Below are 23,937 nucleotides of genomic sequence, written 5' to 3'. Positions count from 1 at the left end.
ACCGGCCTTCCGACCCCCGGCCCCCATACCCCCGCACACCCACCCCGGCTACCGTGAACCCCCGTGAGCACCCTCCAGCGGGTCAAATGCCAGGCCAAAGCACATCCCCTGGCCATGGACGCCGTCCTGGCCGCAGGCGTCCTGGTCTGCATGGTCGCCGGGTCGTTCGTCGAGCCCCACCACCGTGACAGCGTCAGCTGGGCCCTGCGCACCCCCGACCTCCTCAGCCTCGTCCTCATCACCCTCGGCGCCGCCGCCCTGGTCTTCCGCCGCCGCGCCCCGATGACGGTCCTCTGCCTCACCGGCACGGTCTCCGTCATCGAATCCGTCACCGGCGACCCCCGCGCCCCCGTCGCCATGTCCGCGGTCATCGCCCTGTACACCGTCGCCTCGACCACCGACCGCCTCACCACCTGGCGCGTCGGCCTGCTCACCATGACCGTGCTGACCGGCTCCGCCATGGCGGCCGGCAGCCTGCCCTGGTACGCCCAGGAGAACCTCGCGATCTTCGCCTGGACCGGCATCGGCGCCACCGCCGGCGACGCGGTCCGCAGCCGCCGCGCCTTCGTCCAGGCCATCCGGGAACGCGCCGAACGCGCCGAACGCACCCGCGAGGAGGAGGCCCGCCGCCGGGTGGCCGAGGAACGCCTGCGCATCGCCCGCGACCTGCACGACGTCGTGGCCCACCACATCGCCCTGGTCAACGTCCAGGCCGGCGTCGCCGCGCACGTCATGGACAAGCGCCCCGACCAGGCCAAGGAGGCCCTCGCCCACGTCCGGGAGGCCAGCCGCTCCGCCCTCAACGAACTCCGGGCCACCGTCGGACTGCTCCGGCAGTCCGGCGACCCGGAGGCCCCCACCGAACCCGCCCCCGGCCTGGACCGCCTCGACGAACTCACCGGCACCTTCCGCAACGCCGGCCTGCACATCGAGGTCGCCCGCGCCGACCAGGGCACCACCCTCCCCGCAGCCGTCGACCTGGCCGCCTACCGGATCATCCAGGAGGCGCTGACGAACGTGCAGAAGCACGCCGGGCCGCAGGCCAGGGCCGAGGTCAGCGTCGTACGGGTCGGACCCCACATCGAGATCACCGTCCTCGACGACGGCGGAGGCGAGGACGCGGCCCCGGGCAGCGGCGGCGGGCACGGGCTGCTCGGCATGCGGGAACGCGTCACGGCCCTGCGCGGCACCCTCACCACCGGTCCCCGCTACGGCGGCGGGTTCCGTGTCCATGCGATCCTGCCGGTCAAGAACCGCACCCCCGGGGAGGACCCCGTATGACGATCCGTGTCCTGCTCGCCGACGACCAGGCGCTGCTCCGCAGCGCCTTTCGTGTGCTCGTCGACTCCGAGCCCGACATGGAGGTGGTGGGCGAGGCCGCCGACGGCGCGGAAGCGGTACGGATGGCGAAGGAGCAGCGGGCCGACGTCGTCCTCATGGACATCCGGATGCCCGGCACCGACGGTCTCGCGGCGACCCGCATGATCAGTGCCGACCCGGAACTCGCCGACGTCCGCGTGGTCATCCTGACGACGTTCGAGGTCGACGACTACGTCGTGCAGTCGCTGCGCGCCGGCGCCTCCGGCTTCCTCGGCAAGGGCTCCGAGCCCGAGGAACTGCTGACCGCCATCCGGACCGCGGCCGGCGGCCAGGCCCTGCTGTCCCCGGCGGCCACCACCGGCCTGATCGCCCGTTTCCTCGCCCAGGACGGCCCCGACGCGGGCGACCGCGACCCGGCCCGCGGCGAGCGGCTGGACTCGCTCACCGGGCGGGAGCGCGAGGTGCTGGTCCAGGTCGCGGGCGGCCATTCCAACGACGAGATCGCCGAGCGGCTGGAGGTCAGTCCGCTGACGGTGAAGACGCACGTCAACCGGGCCATGGCCAAGCTGGGCGCCCGGGACCGGGCGCAGCTCGTGGTCATCGCGTACGAGTCCGGCCTGGTCCGTCCAAGGGTGGAGTGAGTGCGGCCCGGGCGTACTGCGGCCGGAGTATGCGCCGTATAAGGAACGGGACTTGGGGCCTACGGATCGGGCCTCGCCGATGGCTCAGGGTGTTAGGGCGGGCGCTCATCTGCGCGCCCGTTGCCGCTTCTGCCGTTAAACAGAAGAGAGACCCTGACCCATGTCCTGGCTGTCGAGATTCAGCCTCGCGCAACGGGCCCTGATAGGGCTGATGTCGATCATCGCGCTCGTCTTCGGGGCGATCGCGATACCCCAGCTCAAGCAGCAGCTGCTGCCCACCATCGAACTGCCCATGGTGTCCGTGCTGGCGCCGTACCAGGGCGCGTCCCCGGACGTGGTCGAGAAGCAGGTCGTCGAGCCCATCGAGGACAGTCTCGAAGCCGTCGACGGCATCAGCGGGGTGACCTCCACCGCCACCGAGGGCAACGCCCTGATCATGGCGTCCTTCGACTACGGCAACGGCACCGAACAGCTCGTCGCCGACGTGCAGCAGGCCGTCAACCGGGCCCGCGTCCAGCTCCCGGACGACGTGGACCCGCAGGTCGTCGCCGGCTCCACGGACGACATCCCGACCGTCGTCCTCGCCGTCACCTCCGACCGGGACCAGCAGGCCCTGGCCGACCAGCTCGACAAGACCGTCGTGCCGGACCTGAAGAGCATCGACGGCGTCGGCCAGGTCACCGTCGACGGCGTGCGGGACCTCCGGGTCGCCGTCACGCCCGACGACGCCAAGCTGGCGAAGGCGGGTCTGACCTCGCAGTCCCTCGCCCAGGCCCTCCAGGCGGGCGGCGCGACCGTCCCGGCCGGCTCCTTCGCCGAGGGCGGCGCCAACCGCACGGTCCAGGTCGGCGGCGGCTTCACCTCGCTGCGGCAGATCCAGGACCTGATGGTCACGGGCGAGCCCGGCAAGGGCAAGCCGGTGCGCCTCGGCGACGTCGCCACGGTGAAGCAGCAGGAGGCCCCGGCCGACTCCATCACCCGCACGGACGGCAAGCCCAGCCTCTCCGTCGCCGTCACCATGGACCGCGACGGCAGCGCGGTCGCCATCTCCGACGCCGTCCAGGACAAGCTCCCGGACCTGCGGGGGGACCTCGGCTCCGGCGCGAAGCTGACGGTCGTCAGCGACCAGGGCCCGGCCGTGTCCAAGTCCATCAAGGGCCTGACCACCGAGGGCGCGCTCGGTCTGCTCTTCGCGGTCCTGGTCATCCTGGTCTTCCTGGCCTCGATCCGCTCCACCCTCGTGACGGCGGTGTCCATCCCGCTGTCCGTGGTCCTCGCCCTGATCGTGCTGTGGACCCGCGACCTGTCACTGAACGTCCTGACGCTGGGCGCGCTGACCATCGCGATCGGCCGGGTCGTCGACGACTCGATCGTGGTCCTGGAGAACATCAAGCGGCACCTCGGCTACGGCGAGGAGCGCAACTCGGCCATCCTCAACGCGGTCCGCGAGGTCGCGGGCGCGGTGACGTCCTCGACGCTCACCACGGTCGCCGTGTTCCTGCCGATCGGCCTGGTCGGCGGCATGGTGGGCGAGCTGTTCGGCTCGTTCAGCCTGACGGTGACGGCCGCGCTGCTGGCGTCCCTGCTCGTCTCCCTGACGGTCGTGCCGGTCCTGTCGTACTGGTTCCTGCGGCCCCCGAAGGGCACCCCCGAGGACGCGGACGAGGCCCGCCGGCTCGCCGAGGAGAAGGAGGCCAAGAGCCGCCTGCAGCGCATCTACGTCCCGGTCCTGCGCTTCGCGACCCGCCGCCGGCTCACCAGCGTGGCCATCGCGATCGTCGTCCTGGTCGGCACGTTCGGCATGGCCCCGCTGCTGAAGACGAACTTCTTCGACCAGGGCGAGGTCGAGGTCCTCACCGTCAAGCAGGAGCTGAAGCCCGGCACCAGCCTGGAGGCGACGAACGCCCAGGCCAAGAAGGTCGAGCAGCTCCTCGCCGGTACCGAGGGCGTGAAGAACTACCAGGTCACGGTCGGCTCGTCCGGCTTCATGGCGGCCTTCGGCGGCGGTACGGACACCAACCAGGCCTCGTACCAGGTGATGCTGGACGACTCGGCGTCGTACGAGGACGTCCAGGACCGCATCGAGAAGGGCCTGGCCGGCCTGAAGGGCATCGGTACGACCACCATCGCCGCCGGTGACGGCTTCGGCAGCCAGGACCTCAGCGTCGTGGTGAAGGCCGCCGACGCCGAGGTCCTGCGCACGGCGGCCGAGGAGGTCCGCAAGACGGTCGCCTCGCTCGACGACGTCACGGACGTCACCAGCGATCTGTCGACCAGCGTGCCGCGCATCTCCGTGAAGGCCAACGACAAGGCGGCCGCGGCCGGCTTCAACGACCAGACCCTCGGCGCCGCCGTCGCCCAGGCCGTCCGCGGCACCACGGCCGCCAAGGCGGTCCTGGACGACACCGAACGCGACGTCGTCATCCGCTCGGCGAAGCCCGCGACGACGCTGAAGCAGCTCCAGGACCTGCGCCTGGGCGCGGTGAAGCTCGGCGACATCGCGACGGTGAAGCTGGTCGACGGCCCGGTCTCCATGACCCGCATCGACGGCCAGCGCGCGGCCACCATCACCGCGAAGCCGACCGGCGACAACACGGGCGCGGTGAGCACCAAGCTCCAGTCCGAGATCAACGCGCTGAAGCTTCCGGCGGGCGCCACGGCGTCGATCGGCGGAGTCTCCGAGGACCAGGAGGAGGCGTTCGCCAACATCGGCCTGGCGATGCTCGCGGCCATCGCGATCGTCTTCATGCTGCTGGTCGGCGCCTTCCGGTCCCTGGTCCAGCCGCTGATCCTGCTCGTTTCCATCCCGTTCGCGGCCACGGGCGCGATCGGCCTGCTGATCGCCACCGGCACCCCGATGGGCGTCCCCGCGATGATCGGCATGCTGATGCTCATCGGCATCGTGGTGACGAACGCGATCGTGCTGATCGACCTGATCAACCAGTACCGCAAGCAGGGCCACGGCGTCGTCGAGGCCGTGATCGAGGGCGGCCGGCACCGACTGCGCCCGATCCTCATGACGGCCCTGGCGACGATCTTCGCCCTGATGCCGATGGCCCTCGGCATCACCGGCGAGGGCGGGTTCATCGCCCAGCCGCTGGCCGTGGTCGTGATCGGCGGCCTGGTGACGTCGACGCTGCTGACGCTGCTGCTGGTGCCCACGCTGTACGCGATGGTCGAACTCCGCAAGGAGCGCCGGGCGAACAAGCGCGCGGCGAAGAAGGGCCTGACGGCCCAGCGCACGGACGCGGCGGAGCCGGAGCACGCGGGCGTGTGACGGCCTGACCCGGCGGCGGCCGGGCACCGGACCTCATGGCCGGTGCCCGGCCGCCCTCATGTCCCGTTACGTATCCTGTGGGCCTGAACGGCGTTACGGGGGAAGGGGATTCGGGCGTGCCGCTGCACAGCGACGACCCGAAGTCGGTCGGCGGCTACAAGCTGCTCGACCGGCTCGGGGCCGGGGGCATGGGCGTCGTCTACCGGGGCAGGGCGCGGTCGGGCCGTGACGTCGCCATCAAGGTGGTGCACGCCCAGTACGCTGCGGACACCGTCTTCCGCACCCGGTTCCGGCAGGAGATCGCGGCCGTCCGCAAGGTCAGCGGCGCCTTCACCGCACCGGTCCTGGACGCCGACCCCGAGGCGGCGCTGCCCTGGATGGCGACCCAGTACGTGCCCGGGCCCTCGCTCGCCCGGCGGATCCGCGACCGGGGCGCCCTGCCGGACGCCGAAGTGCGCGGGCTGGCCCTGGGCCTGGTCGAGGCACTGCGCGACATCCACCGGGCCGGCGTGGTGCACCGGGACCTGAAACCGGCCAACGTCCTGCTCGCCGAGGACGGGCCCCGAGTCATCGACTTCGGCATCTCCCGCGCGGCGGAGAACCACCAGCCGCTGACCGAGACGGGCCAGATGATCGGCACTCCGCCGTTCATGTCCCCGGAACAGCTCGTCGACGCCCGTACGGTCGGCCCGGCGTCGGACGTCTTCTCGCTCGGGGCGCTGCTGGTGTACGCCGTCACCGGGCGCGGTCCCTTCGACGCGGACAGCCCCTACCTGACGGCGTACCGCGTGGTCCACGACGCCCCCGTGCTGGACGGGGTCGGTCAGCCGCTGCGCGGGCTCCTGGAGCGCTGCCTGATCAAGGACCCCGCGGGCCGGCCCGGACTCGACGAACTGGCCAGGGTATTCGCGACTGCCCTGCCGGAGCCGGAGGCGGGCGACTCGTCCACCGTGATCCTGCGGCCGGAGAAGTCGGCATCCCGCACCGGGAGCGGGGCCGACCCGACGGACACCAAGGCCCGCAGACGCCCTTGGCCCTTGTCGGCGGCGATCGGCACGGTCGGTGCCATCGTGTTCGCACTGACGGCCTATTCGCTGATCGGCCCGGGACGGGCGGGCAGCGAAAGCCCGGAGAGCTGGCGGCCCTGGCAGACCACTGTGTACGAGTCGGCCCCGCGCGGTGCGAGGCAGGCCCTGGACGTCATCGACGCCGATGCCCCCGGGCCTGGCTGCCAGGTGCACGAGGGCGCGGTCTACTGCGGCGGCGACCGGATTCTTCCCGTACGCGTGGACGGGCGCACCGGCAGGACCGTCTGGCGGGCCGCCGCACCCGCCGGGACCGGTGAGGGGGCGTACTCCTCCACCGTCCTCGGGGTCCGCGACGACACCGTGCTGGTGCTGCAGGCAGCCCCGCGGGGCTCGTTCGACGACGACCTGACCAGTGTCGTCGCGCTCGACGCCGGGACGGGCGACCGCTTGTGGTCGCGTACGGTCAACGACGTGCACGCCGCCCCGGTCGTCGTCGGCGGCCTTGTGGTGCTGCCGGACGGCGGCAGCGGCCGCTCACTGACCGCCCACTCGCCGCGCACCGGCACGGAACGCTGGACGGCCCCGCTCCCGGCGGACCACTCCTGCCTACTCACCCCGGCCGGCGGGGGTCTGTACCTGGAGTGTGTCTCGCAGTCGCAGGGGGACCGCCAGGACTCCCTCGTCGCCGCGCTGGACCTCGCCGACGGCTCGACGCGGCGGCTCACGACACCGGCGGACGACACCGATCTGCTCGGGGCCTACGACGGACACCTGGTCTTCCTGAAGCGGAGCCGGGCGGTGGGGCCGGGCGGTGACACCGCCTACGACGACATCGTGCTGATGGACAAGGGGTCCCTCACCACGACGAGGCTGGCGGAGAAGGTGCACGGAAACGCGACCCTGGCCGGCAGCACCGTGTGGTTCACCTCGTCGGGCGGCGAGGTGACCGCCGTGTCGCCCTGGACGGGCAGTGTGCTGTGGCAGACCCGGAGCGGCGTGGCGCAGCCGGGTGCGGCGGTGTACGACGGGCGTACGCGCGTCGTATACGTGGCAGGCCCCGACGGCCGGATGGCGGCCTTCGACGCACGCGAGGGCACACCGCTGTGGCAGACACCGCCGCGTATCGCATTGAAGCTGTCCCCTGGCGACATCGGCCCCGAAGCGCTGGTCAACGGGCGGACGCTGGTCGTGACCACACCGGGCGGCGGCGTCTTCAGTCTCGACCCCGCCGACCCCGAGCGGAAACCGCACTCGGGGTGACGACGGGCCGGGCGAGGGTTACGGCAGGGCCAGCATCCGCTCCAGGGCCAGCTTCGCGAACGCCTCCGTCTCCTTGTCCACCTCGATGCGGTTGACCAGGTTGCCCTCGGCCAGCGACTCCAGGGTCCAGACCAGGTGGGGGAGGTCGATGCGGTTCATGGTCGAGCAGAAGCAGACCGTCTTGTCGAGGAAGACGATCTCCTTGCCCTCCGGCGCGAAGCGGTTCGCCAGGCGGCGGACCAGGTTCAGCTCCGTACCGATGGCCCACTTGGAGCCGGCCGGCGCGGCCTCCAGGGCCTTGATGATGTACTCCGTCGAGCCGACGTAGTCCGCCGCGGCCACGACCTCGTGCTTGCACTCGGGGTGGACCAGGACGTTCACGCCCGGGATGCGCTCGCGCACGTCGTTCACCGAGTCCAGGCTGAAGCGGCCGTGCACCGAGCAGTGGCCGCGCCACAGGATCATCTTCGCGGCGCGCAGCTCGTCCGCCGTCAGCCCGCCGTTCGGCTTGTGCGGGTTGTAGAGCACGCAGTCGTCCAGGGACATGCCCATGTCCCGCACCGCCGTGTTCCGCCCGAGGTGCTGGTCCGGCAGGAAGAGCACCTTCTCGCCCTGCTCGAAGGCCCAGTCCAGGGCGCGCTTGGCGTTGGACGACGTGCAGATCGTGCCGCCGTGCTTGCCCGTGAACGCCTTGATGTCGGCGGACGAGTTCATGTACGAGACGGGCACGACCTGCTCGGCTATGCCGGCCTCGGTCAGCACGTCCCAGCACTCGGCGACCTGCTCGGCCGTCGCCATGTCGGCCATCGAGCAGCCGGCTGCGAGGTCGGGCAGGACGACCTTCTGGTCGTCGGACGTCAGGATGTCCGCGGACTCCGCCATGAAGTGCACACCGCAGAACACGATGTACTCGGCCTCCGGGCGCGCCGCCGCGTCCCGGGCCAACTTGAAGGAGTCCCCCGTGACGTCGGCGAACTGGATGACCTCGTCGCGCTGGTAGTGGTGGCCGAGCACGAAGACCTTGTCCCCGAGCTTCTCCTTCGCCTTGCGGGCGCGCTCCACCAGGTCCGGGTCGGACGGCGAGGGCAGGTCGCCGGGACACTCCACGCCGCGCTCGCTCCTGGGGTCGGCCTCACGGCCGAGGAGCAGCAGGGCGAGGGGCGTCGGCTGTACGTCGAGCTCCTGGGTCTGGGCGGTGGTCACGGCACGCACCCTTTCTGTTTCCGGCGACTTTTCGTCGAATTGACGCTATCTATCATAACCGCTTCACGTCACTTTGACGATGGCCATAGCGTCTGTGTGACGTGAATCCCGGAGAGCCGCCGTTCATTCCCGGGAAAGCCCGGAAAGAGCCGTTTTCCGGTTCCCGGCGCGTGTGCGAGCATGAAGAGGAGCCGAGATCGAGCGCACGGCCCGGAATGAATCCGCGGCCCCGCCGGTTGCAACCGTCGGCAAGCAGTCTCCGTACAACCCGGGAGAGATGTAGATGTCCGTATCGGACGAGACCAGCACCGTCACCGACGGCATCATCCTGACCGACGCCGCCGCGTCCAAGGTCAAGGCGCTGCTCGACCAGGAAGGCCGCGACGACCTCGCGCTGCGCGTCGCCGTCCAGCCCGGCGGCTGCTCCGGCCTGCGCTACCAGCTCTTCTTCGACGAGCGTTCCCTCGACGGCGACGTGGAGAAGGACTTCGGCGGTGTGAAGGTCGTCACCGACCGCATGAGCGCCCCGTACCTGGGCGGCGCCACGATCGACTTCGTGGACACGATCGAAAAGCAGGGCTTCACGATCGACAACCCGAACGCGACGGGCTCCTGCGCCTGCGGCGACTCCTTCAGCTGAGCCTGCCGAGCCGCTTGCCGCGGCCGCGGACACGACGAAGGCGGCGGCCCCCTCCGACGGGGCCGCCGCCTTCGCGTCTGTCGTACCGCCTGTGTCCCCCTACCGCTCCCGCGTCGGGGGAGCCGGCAGCCGCGCGCCCTCCTTGGCCAGCGGGACCGCCTTGCCGTTCGAACCCACGACCTCACGGTCGCCGAGCGGCTCGTCCAGCTGCACGGTCTGCTGGAACTGCTTCGCGATCAGGATGCAGACCTTGTCCGGCCACGGGGTCGAGGTCACTGTGACCTTCACCTCGTCCCCACTCTCGCTCGCCTTGACGTCGTAGTCGGAGCACACCCCGCCCCCGAAGGTCACGGTCAGCTCCGAGCCCTCGGCCCGGTAGCCGTCCACCTTGACGTCACGCGGCTCGGGAGCCGACGTCGGCTTGTCACTCGGCTCGTTCGGCGTGGGGGAGGCCAGGTACTTCGGGTCGACCGCCGGGTACGTCACCGTGAACGGGTCCTTCGCGCCCGGTGCCTTCACCTCGAACAGCCAGGACGGCACCAGCGCCTGCCGCCCGTCCACGAAGTGCGAGGCCAGCCCGAACACCGCGTTCCGCACCGTCACCGCGTCCTGCTCGGGAGCGCCGCTCGCCGACGACCCGCAGGGCTGCTCCAGCCGGTCCTTCAGCGGCACGGGGCTCGCGCAGCCGCCGATGCCCATGCGGTGGTCGCCCGTCGGCCGCTCCTCCATCAGCTCCAGCGCCTTCTTCGCGCCGACCACGGGGTACGTGTCCCCCTTCACCGGCGTCTTCAGCTGACCGCTGCCGCCGACGACCTCGCCGTCGGCGCCGACCGTGACCCCGGTCGTCCAGCCGTGCGTCGGCAGTCCGCCGATCTCGGGAGCGGCGTTCACCACCCGCTGGGCGCCCATGACCTGGCTCGCGTCTCGCTTCGCGTCGTCCTGACCCAACGCCTTCAGCACGGGCGCCGCGGCCTTCTCGGCCTCCGCCTCGCTCACCGGGCTGCCACCGGACTGCTCAGCGGTGCAGGTGTCGGTGCCCTTGCAGTTGTCGGTGCCCGGGGCGTACCTGCTGAAGCTCCAGGTTCCCGGCGCCTGCCTGTTCACCTGGAGGCTCGGCCCCGAACCGTCCTGGCCCCCGATCTTCCAGGCCTCGCCCTGCGCCACCGGTGTCCCCTCGACCCCGAGGGCCTTCGCCAGCCGGGCCACGTCCTCCTTGGTGACCTCGCCCCGCGCCCGGTACACCGGGGCTTCGCCGGGACCGTCCGGGAGCGGGCCGTCGACCCGGTAGGTGGTGCCGTAGGGGTTGGGCTCACCGGGCGCGATGCCGTTGCCGCCGCCCGACGTCGATTCCGAGTACCCGTCGAGCGCGAGTGGCGGGGGAGTGCCGCCCCCACCGGGTGCGCCGGATGTCGCACCGCCACCGGATCCGCCGGAGGCGTTGGCCGCGAGCCAGGCCCCACCGCCGCCGATCAGCAGCACGGCGGCGGCGACAGAGGCGATGATCGCGGGCGTCCGCGACCGCCCACCGCCCGGACGGACCAGGTGCTCTTCGTCGCGGGGCAGGTCACGGTGGGGTGCGGGGGTGGTTTCCGCGTGTGCTTCCGGGGCCGGTCCGGTTTCCTCGTCGCCGGCACTGACGGTGCCGGCACCGTCCGTACCGGCTTCCTCGGCATCGGCGTCCCGGGCCTCGGGCGCGCCGGCCTTCTCGGCTTCGGTGTCCGATGCGCTGGGCTCTCCGGCCGCCGCGGTCGCGTCGTCCGTCGCCTTCGCCTCGGAAACCCGAGCCTCATCACCCGGCGTCTCGGAAGCCTCGTCGACCTCGTCTGCCTGGTCGGCCTCAGCGGCCTTCGCCGGCCCCTCGGCCTTCGCCGGCCCCTCGGCGTCCGCCGAACCCCGCTCCTCGACCTCCGGGGTGTCGGCGGACTCGGCGCCGCCCACGTCCCTGGCGTCGTCGTCGTTGTCGGGTCGCTCGGTGTTCACCGCATCGCTCCTTCGGCTGCACAGCTGTCCCACGGGACCCGGCCCGGTCCGAAACGGGCCGCTGTCGGGTCGTATCCCGTATCCCCTTTACGGGGGACAGCGATGGGACGCAGCGGGGGAGCGCACGGTTCCCGGTCGTGCTCCGTTCAGTCCCCGTAGTCCGACATCGCGTCGAGCAGCCGCGCCGACGCCGGGGGTACGGTCACACCGTGGATCAGGGCCGGGGACACCGGCCGGGAGGCGACCCGGTCGGGAACCGCCCAGTGGGGAGCCATCCGGGCCCCGTCACCCGGCAGCGACGCCAGATCGCCTTCGAGATCGACCGGAACGGGCACCTGGACCTTGAGGTTCGTCATATCGGCACCGTATGCACGCCGGACCTCACGGAGAAAGATCTACTATCGGGTAGTTTCCTCGCCTTCAGAGCGGCCCCGCCCACCCGATAGCGTGAAGCGTCAAGGTCCGCCTCCCTCAGGAGAGTCCACGCCGTGCGCATCGCAGTCACCGGCTCCATCGCCACCGACCACCTCATGACCTTCCCCGGCCGCTTCGCCGACCAGCTCGTAGCGGACCAACTGCACACGGTCTCGCTGTCGTTCCTGGTCGACAAACTCGACGTCCGCCGCGGTGGCGTCGCCGCGAACATCGCGTTCGGCATGGGACAGCTCGGCACCCGCCCCATCCTGGTCGGCGCCGCGGGCGCGGACTTCGACGAGTACCGGGCCTGGCTCGACCGGCACGGCGTCGACACCGACTCCGTCCGCATCTCCGAGACGCTGCACACCGCCCGCTTCGTGTGCACCACCGACGCCGACCACAACCAGATCGGCTCCTTCTACACCGGCGCCATGAGCGAGGCCCGCCTCATCGAGCTGAAGACCGTCGCCGACCGCGTCGGCGGTCTCGACCTGGTCTCCATCGGCGCGGACGACCCGGAGGCCATGCTCCGCCACACCGAGGAGTGCCGCTCCCGGTCCATCCCGTTCGCCGCCGACTTCTCCCAGCAGATCGCCCGCATGGACGGCGAGGAGATCCGCATTCTGCTGGACGGGGCGACGTACCTGTTCTCCAACGAGTACGAGAAGGGCCTCATCGAGTCCAAGACCGGCTGGACCGACGCGGAGATCCTGTCCAGGGTGGGCCACCGTGTGACCACCCTCGGCGCGCAGGGCGTGCGCATCGAGCGGGTCGGTGAGGACCCGATCGAGGTCGGCACCCCGGACGAGGAGCGCAAGGCCGACCCCACCGGGGTCGGCGACGCCTTCCGCGCGGGGTTCCTCTCGGGCCTCGCGTGGGGTGTCTCCCTGGAGCGTGCCGCGCAGGTCGGCTGCATGCTGGCGACCCTCGTCATCGAGACGGTGGGGACGCAGGAGTACCAGCTGCGGCGCGGGCACTTCATGGAGCGGTTCACCAAGGCGTACGGGGACCAGGCCGCGCGGGAGGTTCAGGCGCACCTGGCCTGATCAACGGTTTTCGGCTGCGGGCGCGTGGGGGGCTGTTCGCGCAGTTCCCCGCGCCCCTGCGTCACTCAGCTCACCCGGCGGATCAAGTACGCCGTTCCCTTGTCCGCCGGCTCCTCGCCGACGTACTCCTGATTCCTCATCGCGCACCACGCCGGAATGTCCAAGCGGGCCGCCTCGTCATCCGACAGCACCCGGACCAGGCCGCTCACCGGTACGTCGCCGATGACCTTCGCCAGCTCGATCACCGGAATCGGACAGCGCTTGCCGAGGGAGTCGACGACAAGGACGTTCTCCTCGCGGGCGACCTCGGAGGCGACCGGCGCCCCCAGCTTCTCCCGCACCGACGCCACGGCTCCGGGGAGGACGGTCAGGAACCTCTCCACCTCCTCCTCAGCCACCCCCAGCGGCAGCGACACCCGCACGTTCCCCTCACTCAGCACGCCCATCGCCCGGAGCACATGGCTCGGCGTCAGCGTGCTGCTCGTGCAGGACGAACCGGACGAGACAGAGAAACCCTCCCGGTCCAGCTCGTGCAGCAGAGTCTCCCCGTCGACATAGAGACACGAGAAGGTGACGACCCCGGGCAGCCTGCGTACCGGGTCGCCGACCACCTCGACGTCCGGCACCGCCCGCGGTACCCGTACCCGGATCCGCTCCGTCAGCTCCCGCAGCCGCAGGGCTTCCTCGGCCGCCTCGGCCCGTACGGCCCGGAGCGACGCGGCAGCCGCCACGATCGCCGGGATGTTCTCGAAACCGGCCGCCCGCCCCGACTCGCGCTCGTCCACCGGCCCTTGCGGCGCGAACCGAACGCCTTTGCGGACGGCGAGCAGGCCGACCCCCGCCGGGCCACCCCACTTGTGGGCACTGGCCGTGAGCAGCGACCAGTCACCCTCCACCGGCCCCCACCCCAGCGACTGCGCCGCGTCCACCAGCAACGGCACTCCCGCCGCCCGGCATGCCTCGGCCACTTCGGCCACCGGCTGCTCGGTCCCCACCTCGTGGTTGGCCGACTGGAGACAGGCCAGTGCGGTGTCCGCGCGCAGGGCATCGCCGTACGCCGCCGCATCCACCGCCCCGCCCCGGTCGACCGGCACCTGAGTGACCGTCCCGCCGGCCGCCTCGTGCACCTCTGCCGAGTGCAGCACGGAGGAATGTTCGATCGCTGACACGATCAGGTGACGCCCGACCCGCCGCCGCCCGGCCAGCGCCCCCGCGATCCCCGCATGCACGGCGTGAGTCCCCGACGAGACGAAAACCAGCTCGTCCGCCCGGCACCCCACCGCCTCGGCAGCAGCCTCCCGCGCCGCATCCAGCACCATCCGGGCCCGCCGCCCTTCCCGATACAACCGAGCAGGATCGGCCCACCCCTCGTCGAGCGAGGCCAAGAGCGCCTGACGAGCAACAGGATGCAGAGGAGCGGAGGAAGCAGCATCGAAGTAAGCCACACGGCAACGCTAACCCCCTCAGGGGCGCGGGGCTGCGTCCATGTGCGGCTCCGCCGCGTGGGCGCGAACACCTCCCAACCACCCGCACTCGCCACACAAGCGGCGCCCACCGAGCCATTGGGCAACCCCACCCACCCCTTCGGGGTGACCGACGGCGCGCGAACGCCCCCCTCCCCGCGAACCCCCGAAGGGCGTCGGCTAGGGTTTGGTCCGCATAAACATCCAAACCCCTGCCCGACGCAGGGCGGCGACCGACCAGCGAGAAGGCCAGGCCGCAGCCGATCCGCGCGGGCGAGACTCTCGGGAAGGCGCTACGTGAGTCCCAACGGCTCCGACCGCTCGCCGCGGCGCCCGATGCGGCGGAAGCTGCTGCAGGCACTGACCGCGGGCCTGGTCTTGGCGACAGCCACCGGTTGCTCGTACAACTGGGAAGACTTCCCCCGCCTTGGTATGCCCACCCCGACCACGGAAGAGGCTCCGCGGATCCTCTCCCTGTGGCAGGGGTCCTGGGCGGCTGCGCTCGCCGTTGGCGTGCTGGTGTGGGGTCTGATCCTGTGGAGTGCTTTCTTCCACCGGCGCAGCCGCACCAAGGTCGAGGTACCTCCACAGACCCGGTACAACATGCCCATCGAGGCGCTGTACACCGTGGTCCCGCTCGTCATCGTCTCGGTGCTGTTCTACTTCACCGCTCGTGACGAGTCAGAGCTGCTCAGCCTCAAGAAGAAGCCCGACGTCACGGTCAACGTGGTCGGCTTCCAGTGGAGCTGGTGCTTCAACTACATCGAGCCGGTCGCCGGTTCCACCGGTGACGCCAAGAAGTCCCCGGACCTGGACGCGATCCCGGACCGGTTCAAGAAGGACTTCCCGGCAGGCGCCGGCGGCGTCTACGACTGCGGCACCCCCGGCACCCGGAACCCGCAGACCAACAACCCGGGTCCGACGCTCTGGCTCCCCAAGGGCAAGACCGTCCGCTTCGTCCTCACCTCGCGTGACGTCATCCACTCCTTCTGGGTGGTGCCGTTCCTGATGAAGCAGGACGTCATCCCGGGCCACACCAACGCCTTCCAGGTGACCCCCAACAAGGAGGGCACCTTCCTGGGCAAGTGCGCCGAGCTCTGCGGCGTCGACCACTCTCGGATGCTGTTCAACGTGAAGGTCGTCTCCCCCGAGCGCTACGAGCAGCACCTCAAGGACCTCGTGGACAAGCAGCAGACCGGTTACGTTCCCGCCGGCATCGCGCAGACGAGCCACGAGAAGAACCGGGAGACGAACAACCTGTGAGCATCCTCAACGAACCCCAGGGTGCCGCGGCAGCAGGGTCCCACTACGAGGACGAGCTGCCGGTCAGGCGCCAGAACCGCGGCAGCGTGGTCATCAAGTGGCTGACGACGACGGACCACAAGACGATCGGCACGCTGTACCTGGTGACGTCGTTCGCGTTCTTCGTCATCGGTGGCGTGATGGCGCTGTTCATGCGCGCCGAGCTCGCCCGGCCCGGTCTGCAGATCATGTCGAACGAGCAGTTCAACCAGGCGTTCACGATGCACGGCACGATCATGCTGCTGATGTTCGCGACGCCGCTGTTCGCCGGTTTCGCGAACTGGATCATGCCGCTCCAGATCGGCGCGCCCGACGTGGCCTTCCCCCGGCTGAACATGTTCGCCTACTGGTTGTACCTGTTCGGCTCGCTCATCGCCGTCGGGGGCTTCCTGACCCCGCAGGGCGCGGCCGACTTCGGCTGGTTCGCCTACAGCCCGCTCTCGGACGCGGTCCGCTCCCCGGGCATCGGCGCCGACATGTGGATCATGGGTCTGGCCTTCTCCGGCTTCGGCACGATCCTCGGCTCGGTCAACTTCATCACCACGATCATCTGCATGCGCGCTCCGGGCATGACGATGTTCCGCATGCCGATCTTCACCTGGAACGTGCTGCTGACCGGTGTCCTGGTCCTGCTGGCCTTCCCGGTCCTGGCCGCGGCGCTGTTCGCCCTGGAGGCGGACCGCAAGTTCGGTGCCCACATCTTCGACTCCGCCAACGGCGGGGCGTTGCTGTGGCAACACCTCTTCTGGTTCTTCGGCCATCCAGAGGTGTACATCATCGCGCTGCCGTTCTTCGGCATCATCTCCGAGGTCATCCCGGTCTTCTCCCGTAAGCCGATGTTCGGTTACATGGGTCTGATCGGCGCGACGATCTCGATCGCGGGTCTGTCCGTGACGGTGTGGGCGCACCACATGTACGTCACCGGCGGTGTGCTGCTGCCGTTCTTCTCCTTCATGACCTTCCTGATCGCGGTCCCGACGGGTGTGAAGTTCTTCAACTGGATCGGCACGATGTGGAAGGGCTCGCTGTCCTTCGAGACGCCGATGCTGTGGGCGACCGGCTTCCTGATCACCTTCACCTTCGGTGGTCTGACCGGTGTCATCCTGGCCTCGCCGCCGATGGACTTCCACGTCTCCGACTCGTACTTCGTGGTGGCCCACTTCCACTACGTCGTCTTCGGCACCGTGGTGTTCGCGATGTTCTCCGGCTTCCACTTCTGGTGGCCGAAGTGGACCGGCAAGATGCTGGACGAGCGGCTCGGCAAGATCACCTTCTGGACGCTGTTCATCGGCTTCCACGGCACGTTCCTGGTCCAGCACTGGCTGGGTGCCGAGGGCATGCCGCGCCGGTACGCGGACTACCTCGCGGCCGACGGCTTCACCGCGCTGAACACGATCTCGACGATCAGCTCGTTCCTGCTCGGCATGTCGGTCCTGCCGTTCTTCTACAACGTCTGGAAGACGGCCAAGTACGGCAAGCCGGTCGGCGTCGACGACCCGTGGGGCTACGGCCGCTCCCTGGAGTGGGCGACCTCCTGCCCGCCGCCGCGGCACAACTTCATCACGATGCCGCGGATCCGCAGTGAATCCCCGGCGTTCGACCTGCACCACCCGGAGATCGCCGCTCTCGACGCGCTCGAGAACGTCGGTCACGGCGAGAAGGCCATCGCTGGTGGCAAGGAGGCCGGCAAGTGAAGATCCAGGGTCAGATGTTCATGTGGCTGAGCGTCTTCGTCCTCGCCATGGCGGTCGTCTATGGCGTGTGGTCGAAGGAGCCGGCCGGTACCACGGCCCTCTTCCTGGCCTTCGGCCTGTGCATCATGGTCGGCTTCTACCTCGGCTTCACGGCCAAGCGGGTCGACGTCGGTGCGCAGGACAACAAGGAGGCGGACGTCGCGGACGACGCCGGCGAGGTCGGGTTCTTCAGCCCGCACAGCTGGCAGCCGCTCTCCCTGGCCATCGGTGGCGCCCTCGCCTTCCTGGCCATCGCGATCGGCTGGTGGCTGATGTACTTCTCGCTGCCGATCATCTTGATCGGTGTCTGGGGCTGGGTCTTCGAGTACTACCGCGGTGAGAACCGCACCCAGTAACACGAGCCGAGCGCCTCAGGGGCCCGGACACTCCGCAAGGAGCGTCCGGGCCCCTGCTTTTGCCGCAATACGTGTCACTCGTACGAGTCACCTGGCGTGCCGCAGTTGACGTGGCTTCCTAGCGTGAGGCCATGAGCCACACAGCGAACTCCCGCCCCGTCGTCAGCTGCACGCTGCTGGTGATAGCCCTCTGCGCGGGCGTCACCGCCTGCGGCTCGGACGGCAACCCCCTCTCCCACCACCCCTACGACGCGGCGGACCAGATCTCCTTCAACGCCCCCACTCAGGGCCGCGAGAAGGCCGACCCGGACAAGCCCCTGGAAGTGGTCGCCGAGGACTCCGACGGGCGCATCACGGACGTCACGGCCCACGACGCCGCCGGACGCTACGTGGCGGGCGAACTCGCCGCCGACGGCAGCCGCTGGCACAGCACCTCACCGCTCGCCGCCAACGCCGGCTACACGGTCCGTGTGAGTACCGAGGACGAGAACGGGGCGCCCGGCCGCAAGGTCCTCACCTTCGACACCGGCAGGCCCACCACCCAGAAGCGCCTGGACGTCACCTTCGGCCCCAAGGCCGGCACCTACGGCGTCGGCCAGCCCATCACGGCCGAGCTGAGCCGGCCTGTCAAGGACCGGGCCCAGCGGGCCGTCGTCGAACGGGCCCTCAAGGTCTCCTCCATGCCCGCCACGGACGGCGCCTGGCGCTGGGTGGACGACAAGAAGCTCCACTACCGCCCCAAGGACTACTGGCCCGCACAGGCCACCATCCAGGTCCGCAGCAACCTGGAGGGCATCAAGATCGGCGACCGTATGCGGGGCGGCAAGGCCAAGCCCCTGACGATCAACACCGCCGACAAGGTCATCGCCGTCACGGACGCCGCGGCCCACCAGATGACCGTCTACAAGAACGACAAGATCGTCCGGCAGATCCCGGTCACCACGGGCATGCCCGGATACGAAACCCGCAACGGCGTCAAGGTCGTCCTGGCCAAGGAAGGCACCGTCCGCATGACCAGCGCCAGCATCGGCGCCTCGGACTTCTACGACCTGATGGTCCACCACTCCGTGCGGGTCACCAACAGCGGCGAGTACGTCCACGCCGCCCCCTGGTCCGTCGGCTCCCAGGGCTCCGCCAACGTCAGCCACGGCTGCACCGGCATGAGCACCGAGAACGCCGCGTGGTTCTACGAGAACGTCCGCGAGGGCGACATCGTCAAGGTCATAAACTCCGCGGGCGACACGATGGCCCCCTTCGGCAACGGCTTCGGCGACTGGAACCTCGCATGGAAGCAGTGGCGCACGGGCAGCGCCCTGACAGCCGGCACCCCGGAGGGCCCGACAGCAGCCGACAGAGCCCGTCTACGCCCGCAGAGCGCCTGAACGTCCTCAGGGGCATCGTCCCCAGGGGCGCGGGGAACTGCGCGACAAGCCACAGACCACCCGCACCCGCCGACGATGAGGAACCCCCGAGCTTCCTAGGCGTTCAAAGCCGCCCTCGACCGCAACAAGGAAGCCAGGGCAGCAGCGAACTCCACCGGATCCACCGGCAGGGTCACCGCGCTCTCGGCCCGGCTCCAGGTCGCGAGCCACGCGTCCTGCGGCCGCCCCATCAGCAACAACACCGGCGGACAGTCGAACACCTCGTCCTTGATCTGCCGGCAGAGCCCCATGCCCCCCATCGGCACGGCCTCACCGTCCAGCACACAGACGTCGATCCCACCCCGGTCCAGCTCCTTGAGCACCGCCCCCGGAGTCGCGCACTCCACGAACTCCACCAAGGGAACGTCCGGCGCCGGCCGCCGTCCCGTGGCGAGCCGCACCTGCTCGCGGGTGTTGGAGTCGTCGCTGTAGACCAGCACCGTGGCGGTCGGCTGCATTGTTCCTCCGTGACGTCAGCGTCGTAAGGACAGGCCCGTGTGCCGGATGCTACTCCCTTGAACACCACGTCAACACCGGTACGACCGGCTCGGACACTCCGAACGGCACCCCCCGGAGTGAGGGCGGGATAAGCGACCGACATAATGTCGGTCGTGGCGACAGCAACGACAGTAGAAACCGGGCACGCGCACCCGTCGGTCAACCGGCCGAACCTCACCAGCGTCGGAACCATCATCTGGCTGAGTTCCGAGCTGATGTTCTTCGCGGCCCTCTTCGCGATGTACTTCACCCTGCGATCGGTGACGGGTCCCGATCACTGGAAGGAGATGGCGAGCCATCTCAACTTCCCGTTCTCGGCGGCGAACACCACCATCCTGGTGCTCTCCTCGCTCACCTGCCAGCTCGGCGTCTTCGCCGCCGAGCGCGGTGACGTGAAGAAGCTGCGGATGTGGTTCATCGTCACCTTCGTGATGGGTGCGATCTTCATCGGCGGCCAGGTCTTCGAGTACACCGAGCTGGTCAAGGAGGCGGGCCTGTCCCTGTCCTCCGACCCGTACGGCTCGGTCTTCTACCTGACCACCGGCTTCCACGGCCTGCATGTGACGGGCGGTCTCATCGCCTTCCTGCTGGTCCTGGGCCGGACCTACGCGGCCCGGAGGTTCACCCACGAGCAGGCGACCGCCGCGATCGTCGTGTCCTATTACTGGCACTTCGTCGATGTCGTCTGGATCGGCCTCTTCGCCACGATCTACATGATCAAGTAGCGGGACCGCAGCGCGCGCCCGACGAGGCACGCATCCCAGAAGCACCGACGCAGAAGATCCTGACACCGGGGTAATCCGTGAAAAAGCTCTCCGCACGACGACGCCACCCGTTGGCGGCGGTCGTCGTCCTACTCCTCGCGCTGCTCTTCAGCGGGGGGCTGTACGCCGTGTTCGCACCCACGAGCAAGGCTGAGGCCGACGAAACCGCCCAGTCCCTCACCATCGAGGAGGGCAAGAAGCTCTACTCGGTCGGCTGCGCCAGTTGCCACGGCACCGGCGGTCAGGGCACCTCCGACGGGCCGAGCCTGGTGGGTGTGGGCGCCGCGGCCGTGGACTTCCAGGTGGCCACCGGCCGTATGCCGGCCGCCACCTCCCAGGGCCCGCAGGTCCCCAAGAAGAAGAACATCTACAGCCAGGCCGAGATCGACCAGCTCGCGGCCTACATCGCCTCGCTGGGCGCCGGGCCTGCCATCCCGACCGAGGAGCAGTACGGCCCCCAGGGCGCCGACATCGCCAAGGGCGGTGAGCTGTTCCGCACCAACTGCGCGCAGTGCCACAACTTCACCGGCAAGGGCGGTGCGCTGACGCACGGCAAGTACGCACCGGACCTCGAGGGCGTCAGCCCGAAGCACATCTACGAGGCCATGCAGACCGGCCCGCAGAACATGCCGTCCTTCCCCGACACCACGCTGTCGGAGGAGAACAAGAAGGACATCATCGCGTACCTGGACGCGGTCAACAGCAGCAAGTCCGAGAGCCCCGGCGGCCTCGAGCTCGGCGGCCTCGGGCCGGTCAGCGAGGGTCTGTTCGGCTGGATCTTCGGTCTCGGCGGGCTGATCGCCGTCGCCGTGTGGGTCGCCGCCCGGACCGCAAAGGCCAAGAAGTCATGAGTAGCCAAGAGATTCCAGAAGAGAACCTGCCTGCCGAGCAGTCCGAGCAGTCCGCAGGACATGACGAGCACGGGCACGGGGCGCTGAGCCCCGCGGACGAGAAGCACCCGTTCGCCGACCCGGGCCTGCCCCCCCACGAGCACCGGATCCAGGACGTCGACGAGCGGGCCGCCAAGCGGTCCGAGCGCGCGGTCGCCCTGATGTTCACGATGTCGATGCTGGCCACCATCGCCTTCATCGCCGCGTTCGTGGCGATCCCGGTCGACAAGTCGGTCTACATCTTCCCGCTGGGCCACATCAGCGCGCTGAACTTCGCGCTGGGCATGACGCTCGGCATCGCGCTGTTCTGCATCGGCGCGGGCGCCGTCCACTGGGCCCGCACCCTGATGTCGGACGTCGAGATCGCCGACGAGCGGCACCCGATCGAGGCGGAGCCCGAGGTCCGCGAGAAGGTCTTCGCCGACTTCAAGCAGGGCGCCAAGGAGTCCGCGCTCGGCCGCCGCAAGCTGATCCGCAACACCATGTTCGGCGCCCTCACGCTGGTGCCGCTCTCCGGTGTCGTCCTGCTGCGCGACCTCGGTCCGCTGCCCGAGGACAAGCTGCGTCACACGCTCTGGTCCAAGGGCAAGCTGCTCGTGAACATGAACACGAACGAGCCGCTGCGTCCGTCGGACGTCGCGGTCGGTTCGCTGACCTTCGCCAAGCCCGAGGGCCTGGAGGAGCACGACCACGAGTTCCAGAACGAGATCGCCAAGGCCGCCCTGATGATCGTCCGGATCCAGCCGGAGAACATCAAGGACAAGCGCGAGCTCGAGTGGTCGCACGAGGGCATCGTCGCGTACTCGAAGATCTGCACCCACGTCGGCTGCCCGATCTCCCTGTACGAGCAGCAGACGCACCACGTGCTCTGCCCCTGCCATCAGTCCACCTTCGACCTCTCCGACGGTGCCCGAGTGATCTTCGGTCCCGCTGGTCACGCCCTGCCGCAGCTCCGCATCGGCGTGAACGACGAGGGCTACCTCGAGGCGCTCGGCGACTTCGAAGAGCCCGTCGGCCCTGCTTTCTGGGAGCGCGGATGAGCACTGCACAGACACGCCGCAAGGCACCCGCCGGAGAGCGGGTCGCCGACTGGGCCGACGGCCGCCTCGGGATCTACTCCCTGGCCAAGGCCAACATGCGCAAGATCTTCCCGGACCACTGGTCCTTCATGCTGGGTGAGATCTGCCTCTACAGCTTCATCATCATCATCCTGACGGGTGTGTACCTGACGCTGTTCTTCCACCCGTCGATGAACGAGGTGGAGTACCACGGCAGTTACGTCCCGCTCCAGGGGCAGCTGATGTCGGAGGCGTTCGCCTCCACCCTGGACATCAGCTTCGACGTGCGCGGCGGTCTGCTCATCCGGCAGATCCACCACTGGGCGGCGATCATCTTCCTCGCCGGCATGTTCGTGCACATGATGCGCGTGTTCTTCACCGGCGCGTTCCGCAAGCCGCGTGAGATCAACTGGCTGTTCGGCTTCCTGCTGTTCGTCCTGGGCATGTTCACCGGTTTCACCGGCTACTCGCTCCCGGACGACCTGCTCTCCGGCACCGGTGTCCGCTTCACCCAGGGCGCGATCCTGTCCATGCCGATCGTCGGCACGTACATCTCGATGTTCCTGTTCGGCGGGGAGTTCCCGGGTACCGACTTCGTCGCCCGGTTCTACTCGATCCACATCCTGCTGCTGCCGGGCATCATGCTCGGGCTCGTGGTCGGCCACCTGATCCTGGTCTTCTACCACAAGCACACGCAGTTCGCGGGTCCCGGCCGGACCAACAAGAACGTCGTCGGCATGCCGCTGCTGCCGGTCTACGCGGCCAAGGCCGGAGGCTTCTTCTTCCTGGTCTTCGGTGTCATCGCGGCCATCGCCGGCATCGCGACCGTCAACCCCATCTGGGTCCTGGGCCCCTACCGGCCCGACCAGGTGTCGACGGGTGCGCAGCCCGACTGGTACATGGGCTTCGCCGAGGGCCTGGTCCGGGCGATGCCGGGCTGGGAGATCGACTTCTGGGGTCACACCCTCGTCCTGGGCGTGTTCATCCCGCTGGTGCTGTTCGGTCTCTTCCTCGGGATCATCGCCCTCTACCCGTTCATCGAGTCGTGGGTCACCGGGGACAAGCGCGAGCACCACATCCTGGACCGGCCGCGCAACGCCCCGACGCGCACCGCCTTCGGTGTCGCCTGGGTCACCGGCTACATGATCATGCTGATCGGCGGTGGCAACGACATCGTCGCCACCCACTTCCACCTGTCGATCAACGCGGTCACCTGGTTCGTCCGGATCGGGTTCTTCGCCGGGCCGGTCATCGCGTTCATCATCACCAAGCGCATCTGCCTCGGCCTGCAGCGCCGGGACAAGGAGAAGGTGCTGCACGGCCGCGAGACCGGCATCATCAAGCGCCTGCCGCACGGTGAGTTCATCGAGGTGCACGAGCCGCTCAGCCAGGAGCAGATGTACACGCTCACGGCGCACGAGCAGTACAAGCCGGCCGAGATCGGCCCGACGGTCGACGAGAACGGTGTCGAGCGCAAGGTGAAGGGCTCCGAGAAGCTGCGCGCCAAGCTCAGCGAGTCCTACTACGGCGAGGGAGCCCAGATCCCGAAGCCGACCACCGAGGAGTACCGGGAGATCACGAGCGGCCACGGCCACCACTGATCACTGCTTCGCCACGCCACAGAAGGGCCCCGTCCGGTG

General features: G+C 69.5%; 19 protein-coding genes. 14 read left to right on the top strand and 5 right to left on the bottom strand.

All coding sequences use genetic code 11. The features are described 5' to 3' along the window. Positions 1–63 precede the first annotated feature (63 nt). The 4 genes from HDA41_RS10945 (at position 64) to HDA41_RS10930 (ending at position 7,526) form a co-directional block, all read left to right on the top strand. Positions 64–1,281 carry a sensor histidine kinase gene (locus HDA41_RS10945; RefSeq protein ID WP_184982963.1) on the top strand — a complete coding sequence of 406 codons (1,218 nt, stop codon included), beginning with the start codon at positions 64–66 and terminating at the stop codon, positions 1,279–1,281. Next, on the top strand, positions 1,278–1,961 hold the full coding sequence (locus tag HDA41_RS10940; protein ID WP_184982961.1) for a response regulator: 684 nt from the start codon (positions 1,278–1,280) through the stop codon (positions 1,959–1,961). The genes HDA41_RS10945 and HDA41_RS10940 overlap by 4 nt, the downstream gene beginning before the upstream one ends. Before the next feature lie 160 nt (positions 1,962–2,121). Next, entirely contained in the window at positions 2,122–5,238 is a 3,117-nt protein-coding gene (locus HDA41_RS10935) for an efflux RND transporter permease subunit (protein WP_184982959.1), read from the top strand. 116 nt (positions 5,239–5,354) lie between these two features. Continuing rightward, positions 5,355–7,526: a serine/threonine-protein kinase gene (locus HDA41_RS10930; protein WP_184982957.1), complete on the top strand. Its 2,172-nt coding sequence runs from the start codon at positions 5,355–5,357 to the stop codon at positions 7,524–7,526. Positions 7,527–7,544: 18 nt separating this feature from the next. Here HDA41_RS10930 and nadA read toward each other — a convergent pair whose 3' ends face one another. Next, positions 7,545–8,729 carry a quinolinate synthase NadA gene (gene nadA, locus HDA41_RS10925; protein ID WP_184982955.1) on the bottom strand — a complete coding sequence of 395 codons (1,185 nt, stop codon included), beginning with the start codon at positions 8,727–8,729 and terminating at the stop codon, positions 7,545–7,547. Between the two features lie 283 nt (positions 8,730–9,012). On the opposite strand from nadA, the gene HDA41_RS10920 reads away from it, so the two are divergent. After that, positions 9,013–9,369, top strand: coding sequence for a HesB/IscA family protein (locus HDA41_RS10920; RefSeq protein WP_010037217.1), 357 nt, complete (start codon positions 9,013–9,015; stop codon positions 9,367–9,369). Positions 9,370–9,468: 99 nt separating this feature from the next. On the opposite strand, the gene HDA41_RS10915 is transcribed toward HDA41_RS10920, so the two are convergent. Both HDA41_RS10915 and HDA41_RS10910 read right to left on the bottom strand, forming a co-directional pair. Continuing rightward, on the bottom strand, positions 9,469–11,349 hold the full coding sequence (locus HDA41_RS10915; RefSeq protein WP_184982952.1) for a prolipoprotein diacylglyceryl transferase: 1,881 nt from the start codon (positions 11,347–11,349) through the stop codon (positions 9,469–9,471). 146 nt (positions 11,350–11,495) lie between these two features. Next, complete coding sequence (locus HDA41_RS10910) at positions 11,496–11,705, bottom strand: hypothetical protein (protein ID WP_184982950.1); 210 nt, start codon at positions 11,703–11,705, stop codon at positions 11,496–11,498. A 132-nt stretch (positions 11,706–11,837) separates the two neighbouring features. Here HDA41_RS10910 and HDA41_RS10905 point away from each other — a divergent pair, with 132 nt between their 5' ends. Then, positions 11,838–12,812, top strand: coding sequence for a carbohydrate kinase family protein (locus tag HDA41_RS10905; RefSeq protein WP_184982949.1), 975 nt, complete (start codon positions 11,838–11,840; stop codon positions 12,810–12,812). 65 nt (positions 12,813–12,877) lie between these two features. On the opposite strand, the gene HDA41_RS10900 is transcribed toward HDA41_RS10905, so the two are convergent. Next, entirely contained in the window at positions 12,878–14,257 is a 1,380-nt protein-coding gene (locus HDA41_RS10900; protein WP_184982947.1) for a cysteine desulfurase/sulfurtransferase TusA family protein, read from the bottom strand. Positions 14,258–14,572: 315 nt separating this feature from the next. On the opposite strand from HDA41_RS10900, the gene ctaC reads away from it, so the two are divergent. From ctaC to HDA41_RS10880, 4 genes are all read left to right on the top strand, one after another. Beyond that, entirely contained in the window at positions 14,573–15,538 is a 966-nt protein-coding gene (gene ctaC / locus HDA41_RS10895; RefSeq protein WP_184982945.1) for an aa3-type cytochrome oxidase subunit II, read from the top strand. Then, positions 15,535–17,271: an aa3-type cytochrome oxidase subunit I gene (ctaD, locus tag HDA41_RS10890; protein ID WP_184982943.1), complete on the top strand. Its 1,737-nt coding sequence runs from the start codon at positions 15,535–15,537 to the stop codon at positions 17,269–17,271. Before ctaC ends, ctaD begins: the two co-directional genes overlap by 4 nt. Then, entirely contained in the window at positions 17,268–17,666 is a 399-nt protein-coding gene (locus HDA41_RS10885) for a cytochrome c oxidase subunit 4 (RefSeq protein ID WP_184982941.1), read from the top strand. The genes ctaD and HDA41_RS10885 overlap by 4 nt, the downstream gene beginning before the upstream one ends. Positions 17,667–17,797: 131 nt before the next feature. Next, positions 17,798–19,048, top strand: a complete 1,251-nt coding sequence (locus tag HDA41_RS10880) for a L,D-transpeptidase (RefSeq protein WP_184982939.1) — start codon at positions 17,798–17,800, stop codon at positions 19,046–19,048. A gap of 95 nt (positions 19,049–19,143) precedes the next feature. Here HDA41_RS10880 and HDA41_RS10875 read toward each other — a convergent pair whose 3' ends face one another. Continuing rightward, a complete protein-coding gene (locus HDA41_RS10875; RefSeq protein ID WP_184982937.1) occupies positions 19,144–19,545 on the bottom strand; it encodes a response regulator in 402 nt (133 codons plus the stop codon). Between the two features lie 144 nt (positions 19,546–19,689). On the opposite strand from HDA41_RS10875, the gene ctaE reads away from it, so the two are divergent. From ctaE to qcrB, 4 genes are all read left to right on the top strand, one after another. Then, complete coding sequence (gene ctaE / locus HDA41_RS10870) at positions 19,690–20,310, top strand: aa3-type cytochrome oxidase subunit III (protein WP_184982935.1); 621 nt, start codon at positions 19,690–19,692, stop codon at positions 20,308–20,310. 77 nt (positions 20,311–20,387) lie between these two features. Then, positions 20,388–21,200, top strand: coding sequence for a cytochrome bc1 complex diheme cytochrome c subunit (gene qcrC, locus HDA41_RS10865; RefSeq protein ID WP_059416338.1), 813 nt, complete (start codon positions 20,388–20,390; stop codon positions 21,198–21,200). Further along, positions 21,197–22,279 carry a cytochrome bc1 complex Rieske iron-sulfur subunit gene (qcrA, locus tag HDA41_RS10860; protein ID WP_184982933.1) on the top strand — a complete coding sequence of 361 codons (1,083 nt, stop codon included), beginning with the start codon at positions 21,197–21,199 and terminating at the stop codon, positions 22,277–22,279. The genes qcrC and qcrA overlap by 4 nt, the downstream gene beginning before the upstream one ends. Further along, positions 22,276–23,898 carry a cytochrome bc1 complex cytochrome b subunit gene (gene qcrB, locus HDA41_RS10855; protein WP_184982931.1) on the top strand — a complete coding sequence of 541 codons (1,623 nt, stop codon included), beginning with the start codon at positions 22,276–22,278 and terminating at the stop codon, positions 23,896–23,898. Before qcrA ends, qcrB begins: the two co-directional genes overlap by 4 nt. The last annotated feature ends 39 nt before the right edge of the window (positions 23,899–23,937 follow it).

Source organism: Streptomyces caelestis (genome assembly GCF_014205255.1).
GTDB classification, from domain to species: Bacteria; Actinomycetota; Actinomycetes; order Streptomycetales; family Streptomycetaceae; genus Streptomyces; species Streptomyces caelestis.
Note: the sequence above shows the minus strand (reverse complement) of the source record. Positions and strands in the feature narration are given on the sequence as shown.